The organism is Mesorhizobium sp. P2_F8, assembly GCF_056403655.1.
On the sequence record NZ_JBFUFB010000001.1, the window covers coordinates 435,104 to 451,783 of the forward strand.

Genomic DNA, 16,680 nt, shown 5'->3' on the forward strand with positions numbered 1-16,680 from the left:
CGATCTAATTTGCCGCGCGAAGCCATTTTCTGACCGGATTCGCCTTATGAACGTGTCAACTGCCATGCTGACTGCCATTCGCGGACGATGGGCCGTTGCGGCCATTTTCCTCGCCAACGGCTTCCTGACCGGCAGTTGGGCGCCGCAGATCCCGGTGTTTCTGACACGGCTGGAGATCACTAAGTTCACGCTCGGCCTGCTGATCCTGCTGTTCGGCGCCGGCGCTGTCACCGCGATGACCTGGTGCGGCCACCTGATCTCGAAACATGGTTCGCGCACCGTGCTGCGCTGGTTCGGTCTTTGCGGCAGCCTTGGGCTGCTGGTTGTGGCGCTGGCCCCCAACGTGCCGCTGGCGGCCATCGCCATGTTCATCTTCGGCGGCTCGATCGGCGGCATGGACGTCGCCATGAATGCTAATGCGGTGGTGGTCGAACGGCGGCTCTCGCGCGCCATCATGTCGTCCTCGCACGGCTTCTGGAGCCTTGGCGGTTTCGCCGGCGGCGGCCTTGGCGGCTTTGCCATCCAGCACTACGGCCACCTCGCTCACGCTGCGGTGGTGACGGCGCTCGCCTTCGCGGTGATCGCGGTGGCGGTTCGCCATCTGGTCGCCGAGGACAGGCCGCAGGCGACCGAGCATCACCAATTCGCGCTGCCGGGAAATCCGCTGGTCTACCTCGTCGGCCTGATGGCGCTGCTGACGATGATCTCCGAAGGCGCGGTGCTCGACTGGGCGGCACTCTATCTCAGGCAGGAACTTGGTGCAGACCTTGCCATTGCCGGTCTTGCGTATGCCGCTTTCTCAGGTGTCATGGCGATCATGCGCTTCTTCGGCGACGGCGTTCGCAACCGCCTCGGCGCGGTGATGACGTTGCGCGCGTCGGCGCTCGTCGCTGCCGCCGGCATGCTGATCGCCGGGCTGTCACCTTCGCCCTGGCTTGCCATCGCGGCCTTCGCCTTATGCGGCTTCGGCATCGCCAACATGGTGCCGATCATCTTTTCGGCCGGCGGCAACCAGGAAGGCATGTCGTCGGGCACCGGCATGAGCGTGGTCACCACCATGGGCTATTCCGGCATTTTGGTGGCACCGTCGGCGATCGGTTTCGTTGCCGAGCATTTCAGCTTCGGCCCGATCTTCGTCGCGATGTCGGGACTGCTGGTTGTCGTGCTGCTGATGGCCGGGCTTGCTCACCGCGCCGAATTTGCTCCCGACGCCACGCCGGCCGAATAGCGTTTGAGTTCGTCGTAAAGGAAATCCGCCACGCGGCGGATGCGCACGCTGGTGCGCACGTCGCGATGCATGGCCAGCCATACCGGCAGCACCGGCAGCGGCAGGCCAGGCAGCACCTTTTCCATCAATGGATCGCGGTCGGCCAGCGGCTCCTGGCCGAGACCAATGCCGTTTCCCGCCCGCACAGCTTCCCACAAGACGATCTGGTTGTCGGCCCTGAAGCGGAAGCTGTTGCGGGTGACAGGGATACCATACTGGGTGAAGCCCCTGATCATCTCGTCGCTGCGGTCGAAACCGACCAGAGCGTGCTCGACAAGGTCGGCAGGCTGCAGCGGGCGACCGCGCCTGTCGAGATAGGATTTGGCCGCGCAGGCGCAGAGCCTGATATCGCAGACCTTGCGCGCCAGCAACTCGTTCTGCCCCGGCTTGACCATGCGGATGGCGATGTCGGCATCGCGGCGCAACAGGTTCTCGACCTGGTTCGAGGCAACGATCTCGACCTCGATGCCGGGCTCCTCGATGCCGAGCCGCGCCGTTATCTCCGGCAGCACATAAGCCGCCACCACCTCGCTGGCGGCGATGCGCACCGTGCCTTCGATCGCCTCGACCGACCCCAGCGCCAGCCGGGAAAAGGCGCTCGCCTGCTCGCTCACCGCCTTGCCGCGCTCGAACAGCGTGCTGCCGGCCTCCGTCAATTCATAGCCGCGTCGCCCACGCCGGAACAGCGTAATGTCAAGCGCCTGCTCAAGCTCGGCGATATGGCGGCCAAGCGTCGGCTGGCTGGCAGAGAGCTTCCGAGCGGCGGCCGACAGGCTGCCGGTCTCCGCTACGGTGACAAAGCTCTTGATCAGGTTCCAGTCGATTTCATTCATTCATTTATGAATATCAGAAGCCAAACTATGGTCAATTTCCATTCGTGTGCGAGGGGACCATATTCGAGCTGCAAACATCGACACGGAGTTGAAAAATGACCAAGATCGCAATTCTCGGTGCCAATGGCCGGCTCGGCCGCGTGGTCGCCAAGGCCTTCATCGATGCCGGTTATGATGTCCGCGCCATCAGCCGCAGCGGCAAGGTGCCGGCCGAACTCAAGGGCGCCACGGCCGTTGCCGGCGACGCGCTCGACCGCGAAGCCCTGATCCGCGCCACGCAAGGCGTCGACATCATCTTCAATGGCCTCAACCCGATCTACACCGACTGGGGCAAGTGCCTGCCGATGGCCGAAAACGTCATGGCCGCCTGCCATGCGAACGGCACCCTGCACCTCTTCCCCGGCACCGTCTACAATTACGGCTCGCCGATGCCGGCGGTGATCACCGAGGACACGCCCTTCCACCCGACGACGGAAAAGGGCCGCATCCGTTGCGCCATGGAAGACCTCTTTCGCCGCGAGGCGAAGGCCGGACGTGTCCGCACCATTCTCTTGCGGGCCGGCGACTTCTTTGGCGGCACCGGCAGCGGATCATGGTTCGACCTCGTCGTCGCAGCCAAGATGAACAAGGGCATCTACACCGCGCCCGGTCCGGTCGATCTGGTGCATGAATGGGCTTACCTACCGGACTTCGCCCTAGGCTTCGTCGCGTTGGCGCGCAATCTCGACAAGCTCGGCTTCTACGAGGCGCTGAACTTTCCAGGCCATGCAATCACCGATCTGGAACTCAAGGCTGCGTCAGAGAAGGCGCTTGGCAGAGCACTCAAGATGACTTCGATGCCTTGGTGGGTGCTGCGTGCCGGCAGCCCGTTCGTAGCCATGTGGCGCGAGATCGTCTCGATGTCCTATCTGCGCTTCGAGCCGCATCGGCTGGTCTCGACGCGGCTGGAACACATCATCGGCGAGACTCCGCACAGGCCGTTGGATCAAGCAGTCGCCGAGGCTCTCGGGGACATCGGCATCGCCACCGTAAATGGCGTTGCGAAAGCGGCCTGATAGGCACGTCGGCGGGTGCAGCCACCCCCCGCCCGTCTGTCCACACCGTCTCGCTACCGAATGGGGCGGCTCAGAGCCGCCCCATCAACAGCAGCACCAGAAGCACCACCAGCACGACACCGACAATGCCCGACGGCCCATAGCCCCAGGAGCGCGAATGTGGCCAGGCCGGTATCGCGCCAATGAGGACAAGGATCAGGACGATGATGAGGATGGTGGTGATCGGCATTAAGAACTCCCCGCGCTGACATTTTGCTCAAGGGACAATGCAAAAGGCCGCCCGGTTGTTCCGGGCGGCCTTTGCGTCGGAGGTTCGCAGGCAGGTCTATTCGGCTGCCTTCGGAAAGGCGATAGCCGGCTCGCTGCCCACATCCGTATCCGGCATGGCGGTCGACGAGACCTTTCCCTTGTCGCGCCGGAATAGCCGACGGAAAAACGCGTAGAAGCGGCTGTTCTTGCTGCGGGTGAAGATCATCAGCATCGACGGCGTCACCACCAGCGTCAGCAGGGTGGCAAAGGACAGGCCGAAGACGATCGCCGACGACAGCGAGATCCACCATTGCGTCGACGGCGCGTTGATCGTCGTCTCATGATGGAAGATTTCGAGACCGAGGCCAAAGGCGATCGGCAGCACGCCGAGGATCGCCGACACCGCCGTCAGCACCACGGGACGGGCCCGTTCGCGGCAGGTCTGCAGCACCGCTTCCATCTTGTCCCAGCCCTCTTCACGCAGCCGGTCATAGGTGTCGATCAGCACGATGTTGTTGTTCACCACCACGCCGGCCAGCGCAATGACACCGATGCCCGACATGACGATGCCGAAGGCCTCTCCCGTCAACAGCAGCCCCAGGAACACGCCGATCGTCGCCATGACCACGCAGGACAGCACCATCAGCACGCTGGTGAATTTGTTGAACTGCATCAGCAGCACGAGGAAGATCAGGAAGATCGCCGCGCCGAAGGCTTTGCCGAGGAAGGCGCTGGCCTCCGCACTGTCCTCGTTGGAACCGGCCAGCTTCCAGCGTATGCCGCTGCCGAGATCCATATCGGCGACAGCCTTGGTCACCTCCTGCTGCACGGCCGCGACCTGGGTGCCGGCGGCGACGTTTGCCTGGACGACCACCGTGCGGGCGCCGTCGATGCGGTTGAGGATACCAACGGTCGGTTCGGGCTTGCGCACGACGAAATTCGAGATCGGCACCGAACCTTGCGAGGTCTGCACCCTCAACTCGTCGAGCGTCGACAGTGTGCGCCGGTCTTCGGGCAGGCGCAGCCGGATGTCGACGGCATCGTCGGCGCCGGCCGGCCGGTATTCCGAGAGCTTCAGGCCGTTGGTCACCAGTTGCACCACGGTTCCCACAGAAGTCGGGCTGATGCCGTACTGCGCCGCCTTGGCGCGGTCGACCTCAAGCGCCCAGTCGACGCCGGGCGGCGGCAGGCCGTCGGAAATGTCGATGACGCCGGGCACCTTGGCAATGCGCGCCGCGACGGCGCGCGCCTTGTCGTCGAGCCCCTTGGGATCGATCGCCGAAAGCCTGATCTGGATCGGCTTGCCGGTTGGCGGACCGGCTTCAGGTACACGAACCTCGACATCGACACCGGGAATGCCGGCCATGACGCCGCGCAAATCGCTCAGGATCTGGTTCGCCGACTTGCGCTCGCGCCAGTCGATGAATTCATACTGGATGACGCCGACCACGTCTTCCGGAACATCCTGCCCGCCGCCTTGCGTCTTGCCGACGCGGGTGTAGACCGATTTGATGCCGGGCCAGCCGAGCAGCCTGTTTTCGGCGGTCTTGGTCGCGGTATCCATTTCGGCCAGCGAAAGGTTGCCGCGGGCGTGCACGTAGAGCAGGCCGTAGTCTGGCTCGACACTGGGGAAGAACTCGACACCGGCGCCATATTTCGAATAGGCAAAGCCGACGCCGAACAGCAGCGCCACGGTCAGCACCAGCACGGTGATCGGGAAGCGCACCGCCTGCTTGACGATGGCCATGTACCAGCCGTCGCGATTGTCATCCGCATGGTGCTCGGGTGCCTTGGCGAAGATCGCCCCCAGCGTCGGCGCGAACACTAGCGCGTATAGCATCGACGCCGACAGCGTGACGATCAGCGTGATCGGCATGTACTTCATGAAGTCGCCGATGATGCCCGGCCAGAACAGCAGCGGCGAGAAGGCGGCGATGCGCGTCATCGTCGCGGCGATGACCGGACCGGCCATGCGCTTGGCAGCAAGCGCGAAAGCTTCCGCCTTCGGCATGCCCTCGCCCATCCGCCGCTCGGCGAATTCGGTGACGATGATGGCATCGTCGACAAGCATGCCGACCGCCAGGATCAGGCTGAACAGCACGATCATGTTGATCGTGTAACCCATCATCGCAAGCAACAGGATGCCGATCAGGAACGATGATGGAATGGCCAGGCCGATCAACAGTGAGGCACGGCCGGACAGCGCGTAGAGGATGACGATGAACACCAGGATGACGGCGATCATCACATGGTTCTGCAGATCGCCGAGCAGCTGGTTGACGAAGACCGACTTGTCCTGCGTGTAGGTGACATTCATGCCTTGCGGCATGGTCTTGACGAAGGCGTCGGAGACCTCCCTGACCTTGGCGAGCGTGTCGATCAAATTGGCGCCGATGCGCTTTTTCACTTCGATGGCGATGGCCGGCTTGCCGTTGAGGCGGGTCACCGTCTCGGCATCCTTGAAAGTGGAGCGGATCGTCGCGATGTCCTTGGCCTGAACCACGGCATTGGGGCCGGCGACCACCGGCAGCGCCGCCACATCCTCAGGCGTCTCGATCAGCGACGGTACCTTGACGGCGTATTTGCCCTCCGAGCCCTCGATGTTGCCGGCGGCGACCAGGCTGTTGGAGTTGCCGACCGCACCGATCAGCTGATCGAGTTGCAGCCCGTAGGAAGACAGCTTCATCGGGTCGATGACGACCTCGACGAGGTCGTCGCGCGCGCCCTGCAGCGAGCCTTCGAGAACGCCGGGCACTTCTTCGATGCGGTCGCGCAGTTCGCGCGCGGCAGCGGTCAGCACACGCTCGGGCAATTCGCCTGACAGGGTGACGACGAGGACGGGGAATTCGGAGATATTGACCTCGGTAACAACAGGCTCTTCAGCCGCCTGCGGCAGGTCGGCCTTGCCATCCTGCACCTTGCTGCGCGTGTCCTGCAGTGCCGTCGCCAGGTTGGTCTGCGGCTGGAACTCGACCAGCACGTAGCCGCCGCCCTGGAAGGCGGCCGAGCGCATTTCCTTGAGGCCCTTCAGGCTCTTCAGCTTGCTTTCCATCGGCCGCAGCAGAAGGCGCTCTGAATCTTCGGGCGAAATGCCCTGATAGATCAGGCTGACATACATCATCGGAATCGGAACGTCTGGTTCCGCTTCCTTTGGCGTTGACTGATAAGCAACCCAGCCTGCGAGCAGAAGGAAGACCAGGACCGAGATGGTCAGGCGGGCATTGTTGATTGCGAGTCTGACGATATCCATGGCTAACGCCTGTTTTCGAATTTCAGGAGCTGCGTCGCAGCCGATTCTCCCCGCCCAGGGCCGGTCCGTCGCGACCCCTTCTATTGCGTCCCGGCGGTCGCCTCGCCCAGCAGCTTCCGGAGGGTCGCCTGGTCGGCCTCGACCGGGTTGACCTCATCGCCTTCCTTCACCAGTTCCTGGCCTGCGACGATGATGCGCGCGTCGGCCGGGATGCCGCCGAGAACGAGGCCGGTCGGTGTGTCGTCGACGAGGTCGATCGGGAAGAACGCCACTTTGTTGTCCTTACCGACGGCACGGATGCCGAGGTCGCCCTTGTCGCCCAGCGTCACCACCGAGCGCGGCAGCACGACCGCGTCGGTCGGTTGAGCGTTGAGCGCGATTTCCGCCGTCATGCCGGCGGGCACGGAGCCGTCGCCATTGGGGATCGCCACCTCGACGCGGAAGGTGCGGGTCGCCGCCGAGGCGTCGCGGCTGATGTAGCGCACGGTGCCTTCGACCGTCTGGCCGCTGACCAGCCGGACATTGGCCTTGTCGCCGAGCTTGAGGTAGCCGAGGTCGCGCTCGCTGATTTCGCCGCGGGCGATCACCGGGTCAAGCTTGAGGATGGTTGCCACCTCGCCGCCCTCCATGATGGAACTGCCGAGTTCCACCGGCACCCGGTCGATAACGCCGTCGAAAGGTGCCCTCACCTCATTGCGCTCGAGTAAGGCCTGTGCCGTTTCCAGCATCGACTGCGCAGAAGTCAGGTTCGAGCGCGCTGTATCGAGCTGCAGCTTCGGCAAATTGCCTGACTTCATCAGTCGCAGAGCTGCGTCCAACTCAGCCTGGCGCTGCACTACCAATTGCTTGGCGTTGTCGACCATGGAGATCTTTTCTTCGGCCGCCAGCATCAGCACCAGATCTCCGGTCTTGACGTGCTGGCCCTGCTTGACCGGCAACTTGTCGATGACACCGGCAACGCGCGTCCCCAGCACGGCCCGCTTGTCGGCTTCGGTCAACCCGGAAACGCGGATGGCGCGCGCATAGGTCTTGCGCGGCGGCGTCACCACAGCGACGGTGCGCAGCGGTGCCTTCGGCTCGGCTTCAGCAGCCTTGGGCTTGTTCGCGTCCGGTGCCTTGCCCTGCTCGACTTCGGCAGCCTTGGCCTTGTTGGCGGCGACGCTGCCGACCGACGAAAACTCGCCTGTCGCCATCCAGGCCGCGAAACCAATGAGCACAACAACGGCTGCAAGCTTGTGAAACCTGATTCTCATCGTCGTTTTTTCCACTGCGGATTCGGCCAGCGTCCTCATAACGCGGGCGCGTCGCCGATATGGGTGCGCGCCAGGCCATCTTCAATTTGCCGTGATCGGCGAAGCGCGCTTCTACATCAAAGTTGCACTGCGATATAGCCTTAAAGTTGCAAGACCATTACGGCACAGGGCAAGGTGAACCCACCGCCAACCAGTTTTCGATCGCTTGAAAGGTTGCTTCGGCCGAACCCGGAGCCGGCTCACGGTTCGACCCCGGCGCCCAGCCCCAGCCGACCAACCTGTCGTCGCGAACATGCAGCGCGATATCGTCCAAACTGCGACCGCCATTGCGCGCCGGATCCTTGATCTGGGCGCAGATTTCGGCGGAGGATTTCCCGAACCAGGCCATCTCGGCCGGCGCCAGGCGCCAGTTCTCGGCTCCGGGCGGTCCATGCAATGCATTGGAATTGCTTGCGAAATGGCAAGTCGTGCAGCGCAGACCAGGATTGCCGAAGCCCGATCCGTCGTCACCGCGCTGGACATTGAAGGCGTGCACGCGCGTGCCGCTATAATGCGCACCCGACCAGCGCGGTCGGCCGTCCGCGACATGACAATCGGCGCAGCGCGGGTGTGAGAACACCGCATAAATCTTGTCCCATTCGGACAGGCCCTTGGTCATGTCGACCGCCTGGCTCGGTGATGTTTGGCTCTCCTGTGCGGTTGCGAACGATGCCACAAAGACGAGCATGGCAGCAGGCGTCAGCATGATGAGGAGCCTCTTCATGCGAAGGCCACCGTTTTCGACAAAGGCAGCGTGCGGATGCGCTTGCCGGTGAGCGCGAAGATGGCATTGGCCAGCGCCGGTGCGGCCGGCGGAGTGCCAACCTCGCCGACGCCACCCATCTTGTGGAAATTTTCCAGGATGGCGACTTCGAAGACCGGGCACTGGAAGATCCGCATGGCGTCGAAATCGTGGAAGTTCGACTGTTCGACCATACCGTCGGCGAAGGTGATCTCCTGTCCCATGGCCGCCGAAAGACCGTAGATGGCGGCGGAAATCAGCTGCGCCTCGATGATGCCCGGATCAAGCGCGGTGCCGACATCGGCCGCGATCCATACCTTCTCGATGCGGATGCCGGCCGGCGTATCCGCCACCTGGATGATCTCGCCGACCCAACTGCCGAAGGACAGCGTGAAGGCCATGCCCTTGGCCTTGCCAGCGGACAGCGCCTCACCCCATTTCGCCATCGCTGCGACTTTCTCCACCACCTTCACCGCTGCGGGATAGGCGGCCATCAGCTTCTTGCGCATCTCGACCGGATCGATTTTGCCGGCAGTGGCAATCTCGTCCATGAAGCTCTCATGGAAGAAGCCGTTGATCGAACTGCCGACCGATCGCCAGGAGCCGACGGGAATGGAGACGGGGGCGGCGACACCACTCACCCGATAGTTCGGGATGGTGTAGGGCTGGTCATAGGCGCCGTCGACGATGCTTTTGTCGGGTCCAAGCGGCGAGATCGAGGGAAACAGCCGGCGCAAGGTGCTGGCTATCATGGATGGCGAGGCGATCTTCATGTCGATGGCGATGGGCATGCCGTCGTCGCCGAGCCGCGCCTGGAACTTGCCGACCGCGGCCGGCCGGTAGGCGTCGTGGCGCATGTCTTCTTCACGCGTCCACGTCACCTTGACCGGACGCCCGTCTGTCGCCTTCGCCATCAGTGCGGCGCACAGCGCGTAGTCCATCTCGACGCGGCGGCCGAAACCGCCGCCCATGAAGGTGGTGTGCACGATGACCTTGTCCTGCTCGATGCCGACCGCGTTGGCGCAAAGCTGCCGCACCAGGGTCGGCGCCTGGTTGCCGCACCAGATGTCGAGGGCACCATCCTTGAACCGCGCCGTGGCGTTCATCGGCTCCATCGTCGCATGCGCCAGATAGGGCACCGCATAGTCTGCCTCGACCATCCTTTCGCGTGGCGCGTCGGCAAAGGCGGTATCGACATCGCCATTGTCACGCATCGCCGAACCCTTGGTGCCGAGCGCCTGTTTGAGCACGTCGGAAATGGCGGCGCTGCTGAGCGGATATTCGGGATCCGCCCATTGGGCGTCGATGGCATCGGCCGCCTTGAAGGCAGCCCAGGTATTTTCCGCGATGATGCCGAAGCCATGGCCGTAATTCGTCTCGAGCGCTACGATCTTGATCACGCCGGGCATTTTCTCGGCTTTGGCGAGATCCGCCTTGACCGGCTTGGCCCAGAAGCGCGGGCTCATCTTGACCGTGCCGTAGAGCATGTCTGGCAGCCTGACATCGATGCCGAAGATCGGTGCCCCGGTGACCTTGGCCAGCATGTCGATGCGCTTCTGCGGCTTTCCCAGCAGTTTCCAGTCGGCCCTGTCCTTGAGCCTGACTTCAGCCGGCGGCGCCATGGCGGCGGCAGCCGCGGCAACCGCGCCATAGGTCAGCGACTTGCCAGATGCCTTATGCAGGATCGACCCATTGGCCGTTTCCAGGTCGGTGGCGGCAACGCCGAGTTTCTGCGCCGCCGCGGCGATCAGCAATTGGCGGGCTGCGGCGCCCGCCTGGCGCATCTTGTCGAAACCGTCGCGCACCGAAGCCGAGCCGCCGGTGGCCTGGATAGCAAGGAGCTTGCCGACCACGCCGAGACCTGAGCGCACCGCCTGCGCGGTCATGCTCTCGTCGAAGAAGGCGAACGGGCCGCCCTCTTCGAGGATCGCGGCGTTGTAATAGGCATAGGAGGCCGGGCCGGGCTCGACCTTGACCTGATCGAGACCGACATCGAGCTCTTCGGCGACCATGACGGCCAGCGTCGTCGAAATGCCTTGCCCCATCTCTGCGCGCGGCGCCACGATGGTGATGGTGATGTCGGCGCCGATCTTCACATAGGGGTTGAACGTCGCCTCACCCTTGCCGAGGTCGGCCTCGAGCGGGTTCGGAAACGGTTTGCGATAATAGTAGTAGCCGACGGCCACGCCGCCCGCCACGGCAGCCGCGCCGATCAGGAACGTGCGGCGAGCAATCTTTCCGACACTGGCCATGGTCAGAGCCCCGCCGTCTTGAGCGCGGCGGCCTTCTTGATGGCCGAGCGGATCCTCGGATAGGTGCCGCAGCGGCAGAGATTGCCGCCCATGGCGTTGTCGATGTCGGCGTCGCTGGGATCGGCGACCTCGTCGAGCAGTGCCACCGCGCTCATGATCTGGCCGGCCTGGCAGTAGCCGCATTGCGCGACCTGTTCCTCCAGCCATGCCTGTTGCACTGGATGGAGCTTGTCCGCCGTGCCGATGCCTTCGATGGTGGTGACGGCGCCGCTGACCTCGCCGACCGGGAGCGAGCAGGAGCGCACCGGCTGACCGTCGACATGCACGGTGCAGGCGCCGCAGGCGGCGATGCCGCAGCCGTACTTCGGTCCGGTCTTGCCAATGAGATCGCGCAACGCCCACAGCAGCGGCATGTCGGGATCGGCGTTGATGTCGAATGACTGCCCATCGACGGTGAGGCGCATGGGGATACCCTTTTGTTGTCGTCCACAGCCCAAAGGCGAAGCGTCCCCTTGGGTCGCTTCGTCTCGATACAGATTGACAAATTACGTTATTTTGTCAATTGAGATTTTTACAGGATAATGTTTACCCATGAATCAGATCGAAGACATCGCCACCGCTGACCCCAAACGCGTCCGTATCCTGGATGGCGCAATGAAGGTGTTTTTGGCTTATGGCTTCTCCCGCACCACCATGGACGACATCGCCCGCGCCGCCGACATGTCGCGGCCGGCGCTCTATCTCCTGTTCAAGAACAAGACCGACATTTTCCGCGCCATCGCCATGATGGTGCTGTCGCGCTCGGTCGAGTCGGCGAAAATGGCTCTGGCCGGCGATGGCGCTTTCACTGAGCGCATGACGCGAGCCATCGACGAGGCGTTCATCTCGATGATGAGCGCGGTCGTTGCCTCGCCGCATGGCGCCGAATTGCTGGACATGAAATCGAGCCTTGGCGATCTGGTCGGCTGCTGGCGCGGCGGTCTTGTCGAACATATCGCCGCCGCGATCGGGAGCGAGGCTGCCAGGAACGGCGCCGATCTCACCGCCAAGGGCCTATCGGCGCAACTGCTTGCCGACATGCTGCTCGACGGGCTGGAGGGCATGAAGTCGCGCATCAGCGATCCCGGCGGGCAGCGGCAGGCCGCCGCCGCCCTGATCAGGGTGATTGACGTGACCCTAAAAGCTGGATGAAGCCAAGAAGCCAGGCTGTGCCGGGTTTCGGGTCAGGCGCGACGGCGCTCTGCCTCCGGGTTCTTGCGCACCGCGAGGAACTCCTTGACCCGCCGGCCAGGTGCGGGACCACGCACCGGCTTGAAGCCGTCATCGAGCTCGCCTGACAGATCGAGCGTCGGGCGCTTGCCGACCGCATCGTAATTCTCCTCCAGCCAGTCGCTGGCGGCGGTGCGGCCGAGATCGCGCATATAGCTCAGGAACGCCCATTCGGCATTGACCTTCGACGACGCCGACAGGTCCTTGAACGCCTCGTCGGCATCGATGCGGTGCATGCGGATGTCGCGGTATTCGCCATGCGGCAGGCGGCCGGCGGCGATCAGCTCCTTGACAAAGGCGATCGAACGGAATTCGCGCAACAGCCCGGCGTTGAAGGTGATCTCGTCGATGCGGTTCTGGATCTCGTTGGCGCTCCTTGGCGTTCCTTCCCGCACCACCGGATTGATCTGCACCAGAAGCACGTCCTCGGTCGCCGCCGTCTTGAAGAACGGATAAAGCGCCGGATTGCCGCCATAGCCGCCATCCCAATAGGGCACGCCCTTGATCTCGACGGCGCGGAACAGTTGCGGCAGGCAAGCCGAGGCCATCACCGTGTCGAGATCAATCTCGCCGTCGGAAAAGACGCGCAACTGCCCGGTTTCGACATTGGTCGCCGAAATGAACAGTTCCATCGACTTGCAAGCGCGAACATTGGCGAAATTAATCTCCTTCTGCACGACGTCACGCAGCGGGTTGAGGCCGAGCGGGTTGGCGACATAGGGCGAAAATACCCGCGACATGGTGTCGAAGAAGACATAGCCCGGCGTGTTCTCGATCGACCAATTGCCCCAGGCAACATCCCACGGCATGCGCTGCACCGGGCTGAACCGGCCCTTTGCCGCCACCGCGCGCCAGAAATCATCGAGCTTTTGCCGTGCTCCCTCGACGCCGCCACGCACGAAGCCGTCGGCTAGCGCCACCGCGTTCATGGCGCCGGCGCTGGTCCCGGACACCGCTGCGATCTCCAGCCTGCCATCCTCCAGCAGCCGGTCGAGCACACCCCAGGAAAAGGCCCCGTGCGAGCCGCCGCCCTGAAGCGCGATGTTGATCTTCTTGGTTTCCTCCGCCTTGCCGTTTTTCGTCATGGCGTTCCTGTCGTTTTGGATGCTGCAGGCCTCATCACGCCCGGGGATCGGGACGGTTCGGTTACAGCGGACCTATGTTGCAGTGCAGCATATAAGTCCTGACCAAGGCAAGAACACGAACACGGTCGCGTGATCACATGAAATTTCGGTCATGAAGAACCGCCTCGCCGCTTCGGAGCGGAGGAGGCGGCATCCATCGAAACAGCCAGACAGCCTCAGGCAACGAGGTCCGGCACCGGCCCGACATAGCGCGACTGCGGCCGGATCAACCGTCCGGTCGTCTGCTGTTCGCGGGCGTGCGCAATCCAGCCGGCGACACGCCCGGCGGCGAAGACGTTGCTGAATGCCTCCTTGGGGAAACCCGCCGCCTCCAGCAGCAGCGCGGTGTAGAACTCGACGTTGGTCTGCAGCGAGCGCGACGGCTTGGCAATCCGCAGCACGTCGAGCGCGGCCTGCTCCACTGTCTCCGCGAAGGCCAGCCGGCGACCGGTTTCGCTCTCGCCGCCGAGTTGCCGCACGACCGCCTTCAGCACGTCGGCACGCGGATCGCGCACGCGGTAGATGCGATGGCCGAAGCCCATGATGCGCTGGCCATGCGCGACCTCGTCGCGCAGCCAGCCGGCGGCATCGCCATGCGCCTCGATCGCATCCAGCATCTCGATCACCGGACCGGGCGCGCCGCCATGCAGCGGCCCCTTGAGCGCGCCGAGCCCGGCCAGCACGGACGATGTCAGGCCGGCCTGCGTCGACGCGACCACGCGGGTGGCGAAGGTCGAGGCATTGAGGCCATGATCGCAGACGGTCACCAGATAGGTGTCGAGCGCCTTCGCCAGCGCCGGCGAGGCACGACCGCTGAGCATCCTCAACATGTCGGCGGCATGATCGGACAGGCTGTCCGGCGCGATGGGCGCCTCACCGCGCCGTAGGCGAAGCAGGGCCGGCGTCAGCACCGCGGGCGCCGCAACCAGCCGTAGCGCGTCCGGCAAAGTCTCGCCGTCCGGCAACAGCGCCATGCCGGCGCGCATGGCGCTGTAGACATCGAGCGGAGCCAACAAGGGCAATGAGGGCAAAAGCCGCTCGAACACTTCTGCGCGTGCCTGGCCCAGCGCTCGCGCCAGTTCGGCATCGCCGGGAAGGTCTTCGAAGAAGCCATCGAGCAGCAGGCTGACCACTTGCGCGTAGCTCCAGCGTCCGGCCAGGTCCCGCAGGGAATGGCCGCGGATGGTCAGATGGCCGCCAAGACCATCCACGTCGGAGAGAACGGTTTCAGCCGCCACAACGTCGTCGAGCCCACTCGCCATAGCCTGCCTCCTTGATCCATTTCCGCATCAGAGATAAGGCTAGGCAATCTGCCGATCAATCTTGATCAATATAATCAATATCAGAGTTCGATATGTCCGAGTGGTTGTCGCGGGAAGAGGCGCTGGAAAGGCTCAAGGTGCGGCCCCAGACGCTCTACGCCTATGTCAGCCGCGGCCGCATCGGCATGCAACCGGACCGCGCCGATCCGCGCCGCAGCCAATATCGTGCCGACGACATAGCGGTACTGGCAACGCGAAGGGCGCGTGGACGCAGCCCGTCGGCCATCGCCGAAAGTGCCATTGCCTGGGGCGAACCGTCGATCGTCACCTCGATCTCGACCGTCTTGCACGGTCATCTTGTCTATCGCGGCCAGGACGCCGTTGCGCTTTCAGCGAGTGCCACGCTGGAAGAAACAGCGGCAGTGCTCTGGGCGCTGCCTGAACCGGTGGCCTTCCGAGCGCCGGCGCCGGATGCGGCCCACCAACCCGGCCGGGCCTCGGCCTTTGCGCAACTTGCCGTCCTTGCCGGCCAGGGGCGGCCTTCACTCGGGCGCAGCGCCACCTCGCTGCATGCCGATGCCACGCACGCGGTCGGCGTGTTGGCCAGCGCCTTGGGAGCATCGCCGGGACCGGACCCAGTTCATCGGCGATTGGCGCGGGACTGGTCGGTGGATGCAGCGGGAGCCGATGCGATCCGCCGCGCGCTCGTCCTGCTCGCCGACCACGAACTCAACGCATCGACCTTCGCCGCCCGTGTCGCGGCCTCGACCGGAGCGCCGATGGCCGCCTGCCTGCTCGCTGGGTTGGCGACATTGTCAGGCCCTCGCCATGGCGGCGCCGGCGAAGCGGTGATGCAACTGGCCGAGGATGCGGGGCGGCACGGGGCCGAAGCAGCGATCCGGCGCTGGCTCAGCCATGACCGGCCTCTGCCGAGCTTCGGCCATCCGCTCTATCCCGACGGCGATCCCCGTGCGGCGGCATTGCTGAGCGTGATCGACATCGATGATCTCTCTCAATCGCTGCGTGATGCGGCTCTTGCCGCGACCGGCACGCGCCCGAACATCGACTTCGCGTTGGCCGTGCTGACACGCGGCCTTGGCTTGCCGCGCGATGCACCGTTCCGCCTGTTCGCACTCGCACGCAGCGTCGGCTGGGCCGCGCACACGATCGAACAGGTGACAAGTGGAAGTGTCATCAGGCCACGCGGCCGCTATGAGGGATTGCTGCCGCGATAGCACTATGCGCCGGCTAGCGGATCTTTCGATCCGAACCGCTCACGACATCGTGTCGAGCTTGCGCTGCATGGCGGCGATCTGATCCTTCAGATCCTGAAGGTCGTCGGGCTTTTCCGGTGTTTCCTTCCTGGCCGGCTCGGCCGGGGTCGCGGCTGGCGCGGAACCTGCCGGCGGGAAGGGCGTGAACAGCCGCATCGCATTCTGGAACATTTCCATGTTGCGGCGCGTCTGCTCCTCCAGCGCCTTGATCGGCGTGGTGATCTTCATCATGTCCAGCGGCGACTTGCCGAGCGCACCCTTCATCTGCTCGCGAAAGCGTTCCTGCTCCTTGGAGAAGGCGAGCATGGACTGTTCGAGGAAGCTTGGCACGATCATCTGCATCTGGTCGCCGTAATAGGCGATCAGCTGGCGCAGGAACGGGATCGGCAGCATGTTCTGCCCATCCTTGTTCTCCAGCTCGAAGATGATCTGGGTCAGCACCGGATGGGTGATGTCGTCACCGGTCTTGGCGTCCTGGACGGTGAACTCCTCGCCCTTCTTGACCATCTCGGCGAGGTCCTCGAGCGTCACATAGGTGCTGGTGCCGGTGTTGTAGAGGCGGCGATTGGCGTATTTCTTGATGATGATCGGATCGTCTTTCGCGGCCATCTGCATCCTCCCCGGGACACCGGCGCCCCCGAGTAAGCCGCCGGTAACGATTGTGCCTTTTTTGAGGATATGCGCAAAAGCCTCACAATTCCAAGCAGTTTGTGCACTGCGGCATCATTAAATGCTGCATAGCAGGCAAAATATGCTGCGCAGCAACGGACAGAGTAGCGCCATCGCAAGGTGCGATGTGCTTGCAGCGCAT

General features: G+C 63.9%; 14 protein-coding genes. 4 read left to right on the forward strand and 10 right to left on the reverse strand.

Translation table 11 applies throughout. The features are described 5' to 3' along the window. Nucleotides 1-46: 46 nt before the first annotated feature. Nucleotides 47-1,228: an MFS transporter gene (locus AC1DZP_RS02115; RefSeq protein WP_477299974.1), complete on the forward strand. Its 1,182-nt coding sequence runs from the start codon at nt 47-49 to the stop codon at nt 1,226-1,228. On the opposite strand, the gene AC1DZP_RS02120 is transcribed toward AC1DZP_RS02115, so the two are convergent. Further along, entirely contained in the window at nt 1,186-2,100 is a 915-nt protein-coding gene (locus AC1DZP_RS02120) for a LysR family transcriptional regulator (protein WP_477299975.1), read from the reverse strand. The genes AC1DZP_RS02115 and AC1DZP_RS02120 overlap by 43 nt on opposite strands. A gap of 95 nt (nt 2,101-2,195) precedes the next feature. On the opposite strand from AC1DZP_RS02120, the gene AC1DZP_RS02125 reads away from it, so the two are divergent. Further along, entirely contained in the window at nt 2,196-3,155 is a 960-nt protein-coding gene (locus AC1DZP_RS02125) for an SDR family oxidoreductase (protein ID WP_477299976.1), read from the forward strand. 70 nt (nt 3,156-3,225) lie between these two features. On the opposite strand, the gene AC1DZP_RS02130 is transcribed toward AC1DZP_RS02125, so the two are convergent. The 6 genes from AC1DZP_RS02130 to AC1DZP_RS02155 all read right to left on the reverse strand — a co-directional run bounded on the left by AC1DZP_RS02130 (nt 3,226) and on the right by AC1DZP_RS02155 (nt 11,404). Further along, a complete protein-coding gene (locus AC1DZP_RS02130; RefSeq protein WP_095089435.1) occupies nt 3,226-3,384 on the reverse strand; it encodes a DUF3309 family protein in 159 nt (52 codons plus the stop codon). A 96-nt stretch (nt 3,385-3,480) separates the two neighbouring features. Then, on the reverse strand, nt 3,481-6,654 hold the full coding sequence (locus tag AC1DZP_RS02135) for an efflux RND transporter permease subunit (RefSeq protein ID WP_477299977.1): 3,174 nt from the start codon (nt 6,652-6,654) through the stop codon (nt 3,481-3,483). Between the two features lie 80 nt (nt 6,655-6,734). Continuing rightward, nucleotides 6,735-7,907: an efflux RND transporter periplasmic adaptor subunit gene (locus AC1DZP_RS02140; protein ID WP_477299978.1), complete on the reverse strand. Its 1,173-nt coding sequence runs from the start codon at nt 7,905-7,907 to the stop codon at nt 6,735-6,737. Between the two features lie 157 nt (nt 7,908-8,064). Then, nucleotides 8,065-8,670 carry a hypothetical protein gene (locus AC1DZP_RS02145; RefSeq protein WP_477299979.1) on the reverse strand — a complete coding sequence of 202 codons (606 nt, stop codon included), beginning with the start codon at nt 8,668-8,670 and terminating at the stop codon, nt 8,065-8,067. After that, complete coding sequence (locus AC1DZP_RS02150) at nt 8,667-10,940, reverse strand: xanthine dehydrogenase family protein molybdopterin-binding subunit (RefSeq protein ID WP_477299980.1); 2,274 nt, start codon at nt 10,938-10,940, stop codon at nt 8,667-8,669. Before AC1DZP_RS02150 ends, AC1DZP_RS02145 begins: the two co-directional genes overlap by 4 nt. A gap of 2 nt (nt 10,941-10,942) precedes the next feature. Further along, nucleotides 10,943-11,404 carry a (2Fe-2S)-binding protein gene (locus tag AC1DZP_RS02155; RefSeq protein WP_477299981.1) on the reverse strand — a complete coding sequence of 154 codons (462 nt, stop codon included), beginning with the start codon at nt 11,402-11,404 and terminating at the stop codon, nt 10,943-10,945. A gap of 127 nt (nt 11,405-11,531) precedes the next feature. On the opposite strand from AC1DZP_RS02155, the gene AC1DZP_RS02160 reads away from it, so the two are divergent. Continuing rightward, complete coding sequence (locus AC1DZP_RS02160) at nt 11,532-12,131, forward strand: TetR/AcrR family transcriptional regulator (protein WP_477299982.1); 600 nt, start codon at nt 11,532-11,534, stop codon at nt 12,129-12,131. Nucleotides 12,132-12,163: 32 nt separating this feature from the next. Here AC1DZP_RS02160 and AC1DZP_RS02165 read toward each other — a convergent pair whose 3' ends face one another. Beyond that, nucleotides 12,164-13,294, reverse strand: a complete 1,131-nt coding sequence (locus AC1DZP_RS02165; protein ID WP_095089447.1) for a patatin-like phospholipase family protein — start codon at nt 13,292-13,294, stop codon at nt 12,164-12,166. 215 nt (nt 13,295-13,509) lie between these two features. Further along, on the reverse strand, nt 13,510-14,595 hold the full coding sequence (locus AC1DZP_RS02170) for a citrate synthase/methylcitrate synthase (protein WP_477299983.1): 1,086 nt from the start codon (nt 14,593-14,595) through the stop codon (nt 13,510-13,512). Between the two features lie 92 nt (nt 14,596-14,687). On the opposite strand from AC1DZP_RS02170, the gene AC1DZP_RS02175 reads away from it, so the two are divergent. Then, a complete protein-coding gene (locus tag AC1DZP_RS02175; RefSeq protein WP_477299984.1) occupies nt 14,688-15,830 on the forward strand; it encodes a citrate/2-methylcitrate synthase in 1,143 nt (380 codons plus the stop codon). 39 nt (nt 15,831-15,869) lie between these two features. On the opposite strand, the gene phaR is transcribed toward AC1DZP_RS02175, so the two are convergent. Then, nucleotides 15,870-16,478: a polyhydroxyalkanoate synthesis repressor PhaR gene (gene phaR, locus AC1DZP_RS02180; protein WP_477299985.1), complete on the reverse strand. Its 609-nt coding sequence runs from the start codon at nt 16,476-16,478 to the stop codon at nt 15,870-15,872. Nucleotides 16,479-16,680 lie beyond the last annotated feature (202 nt).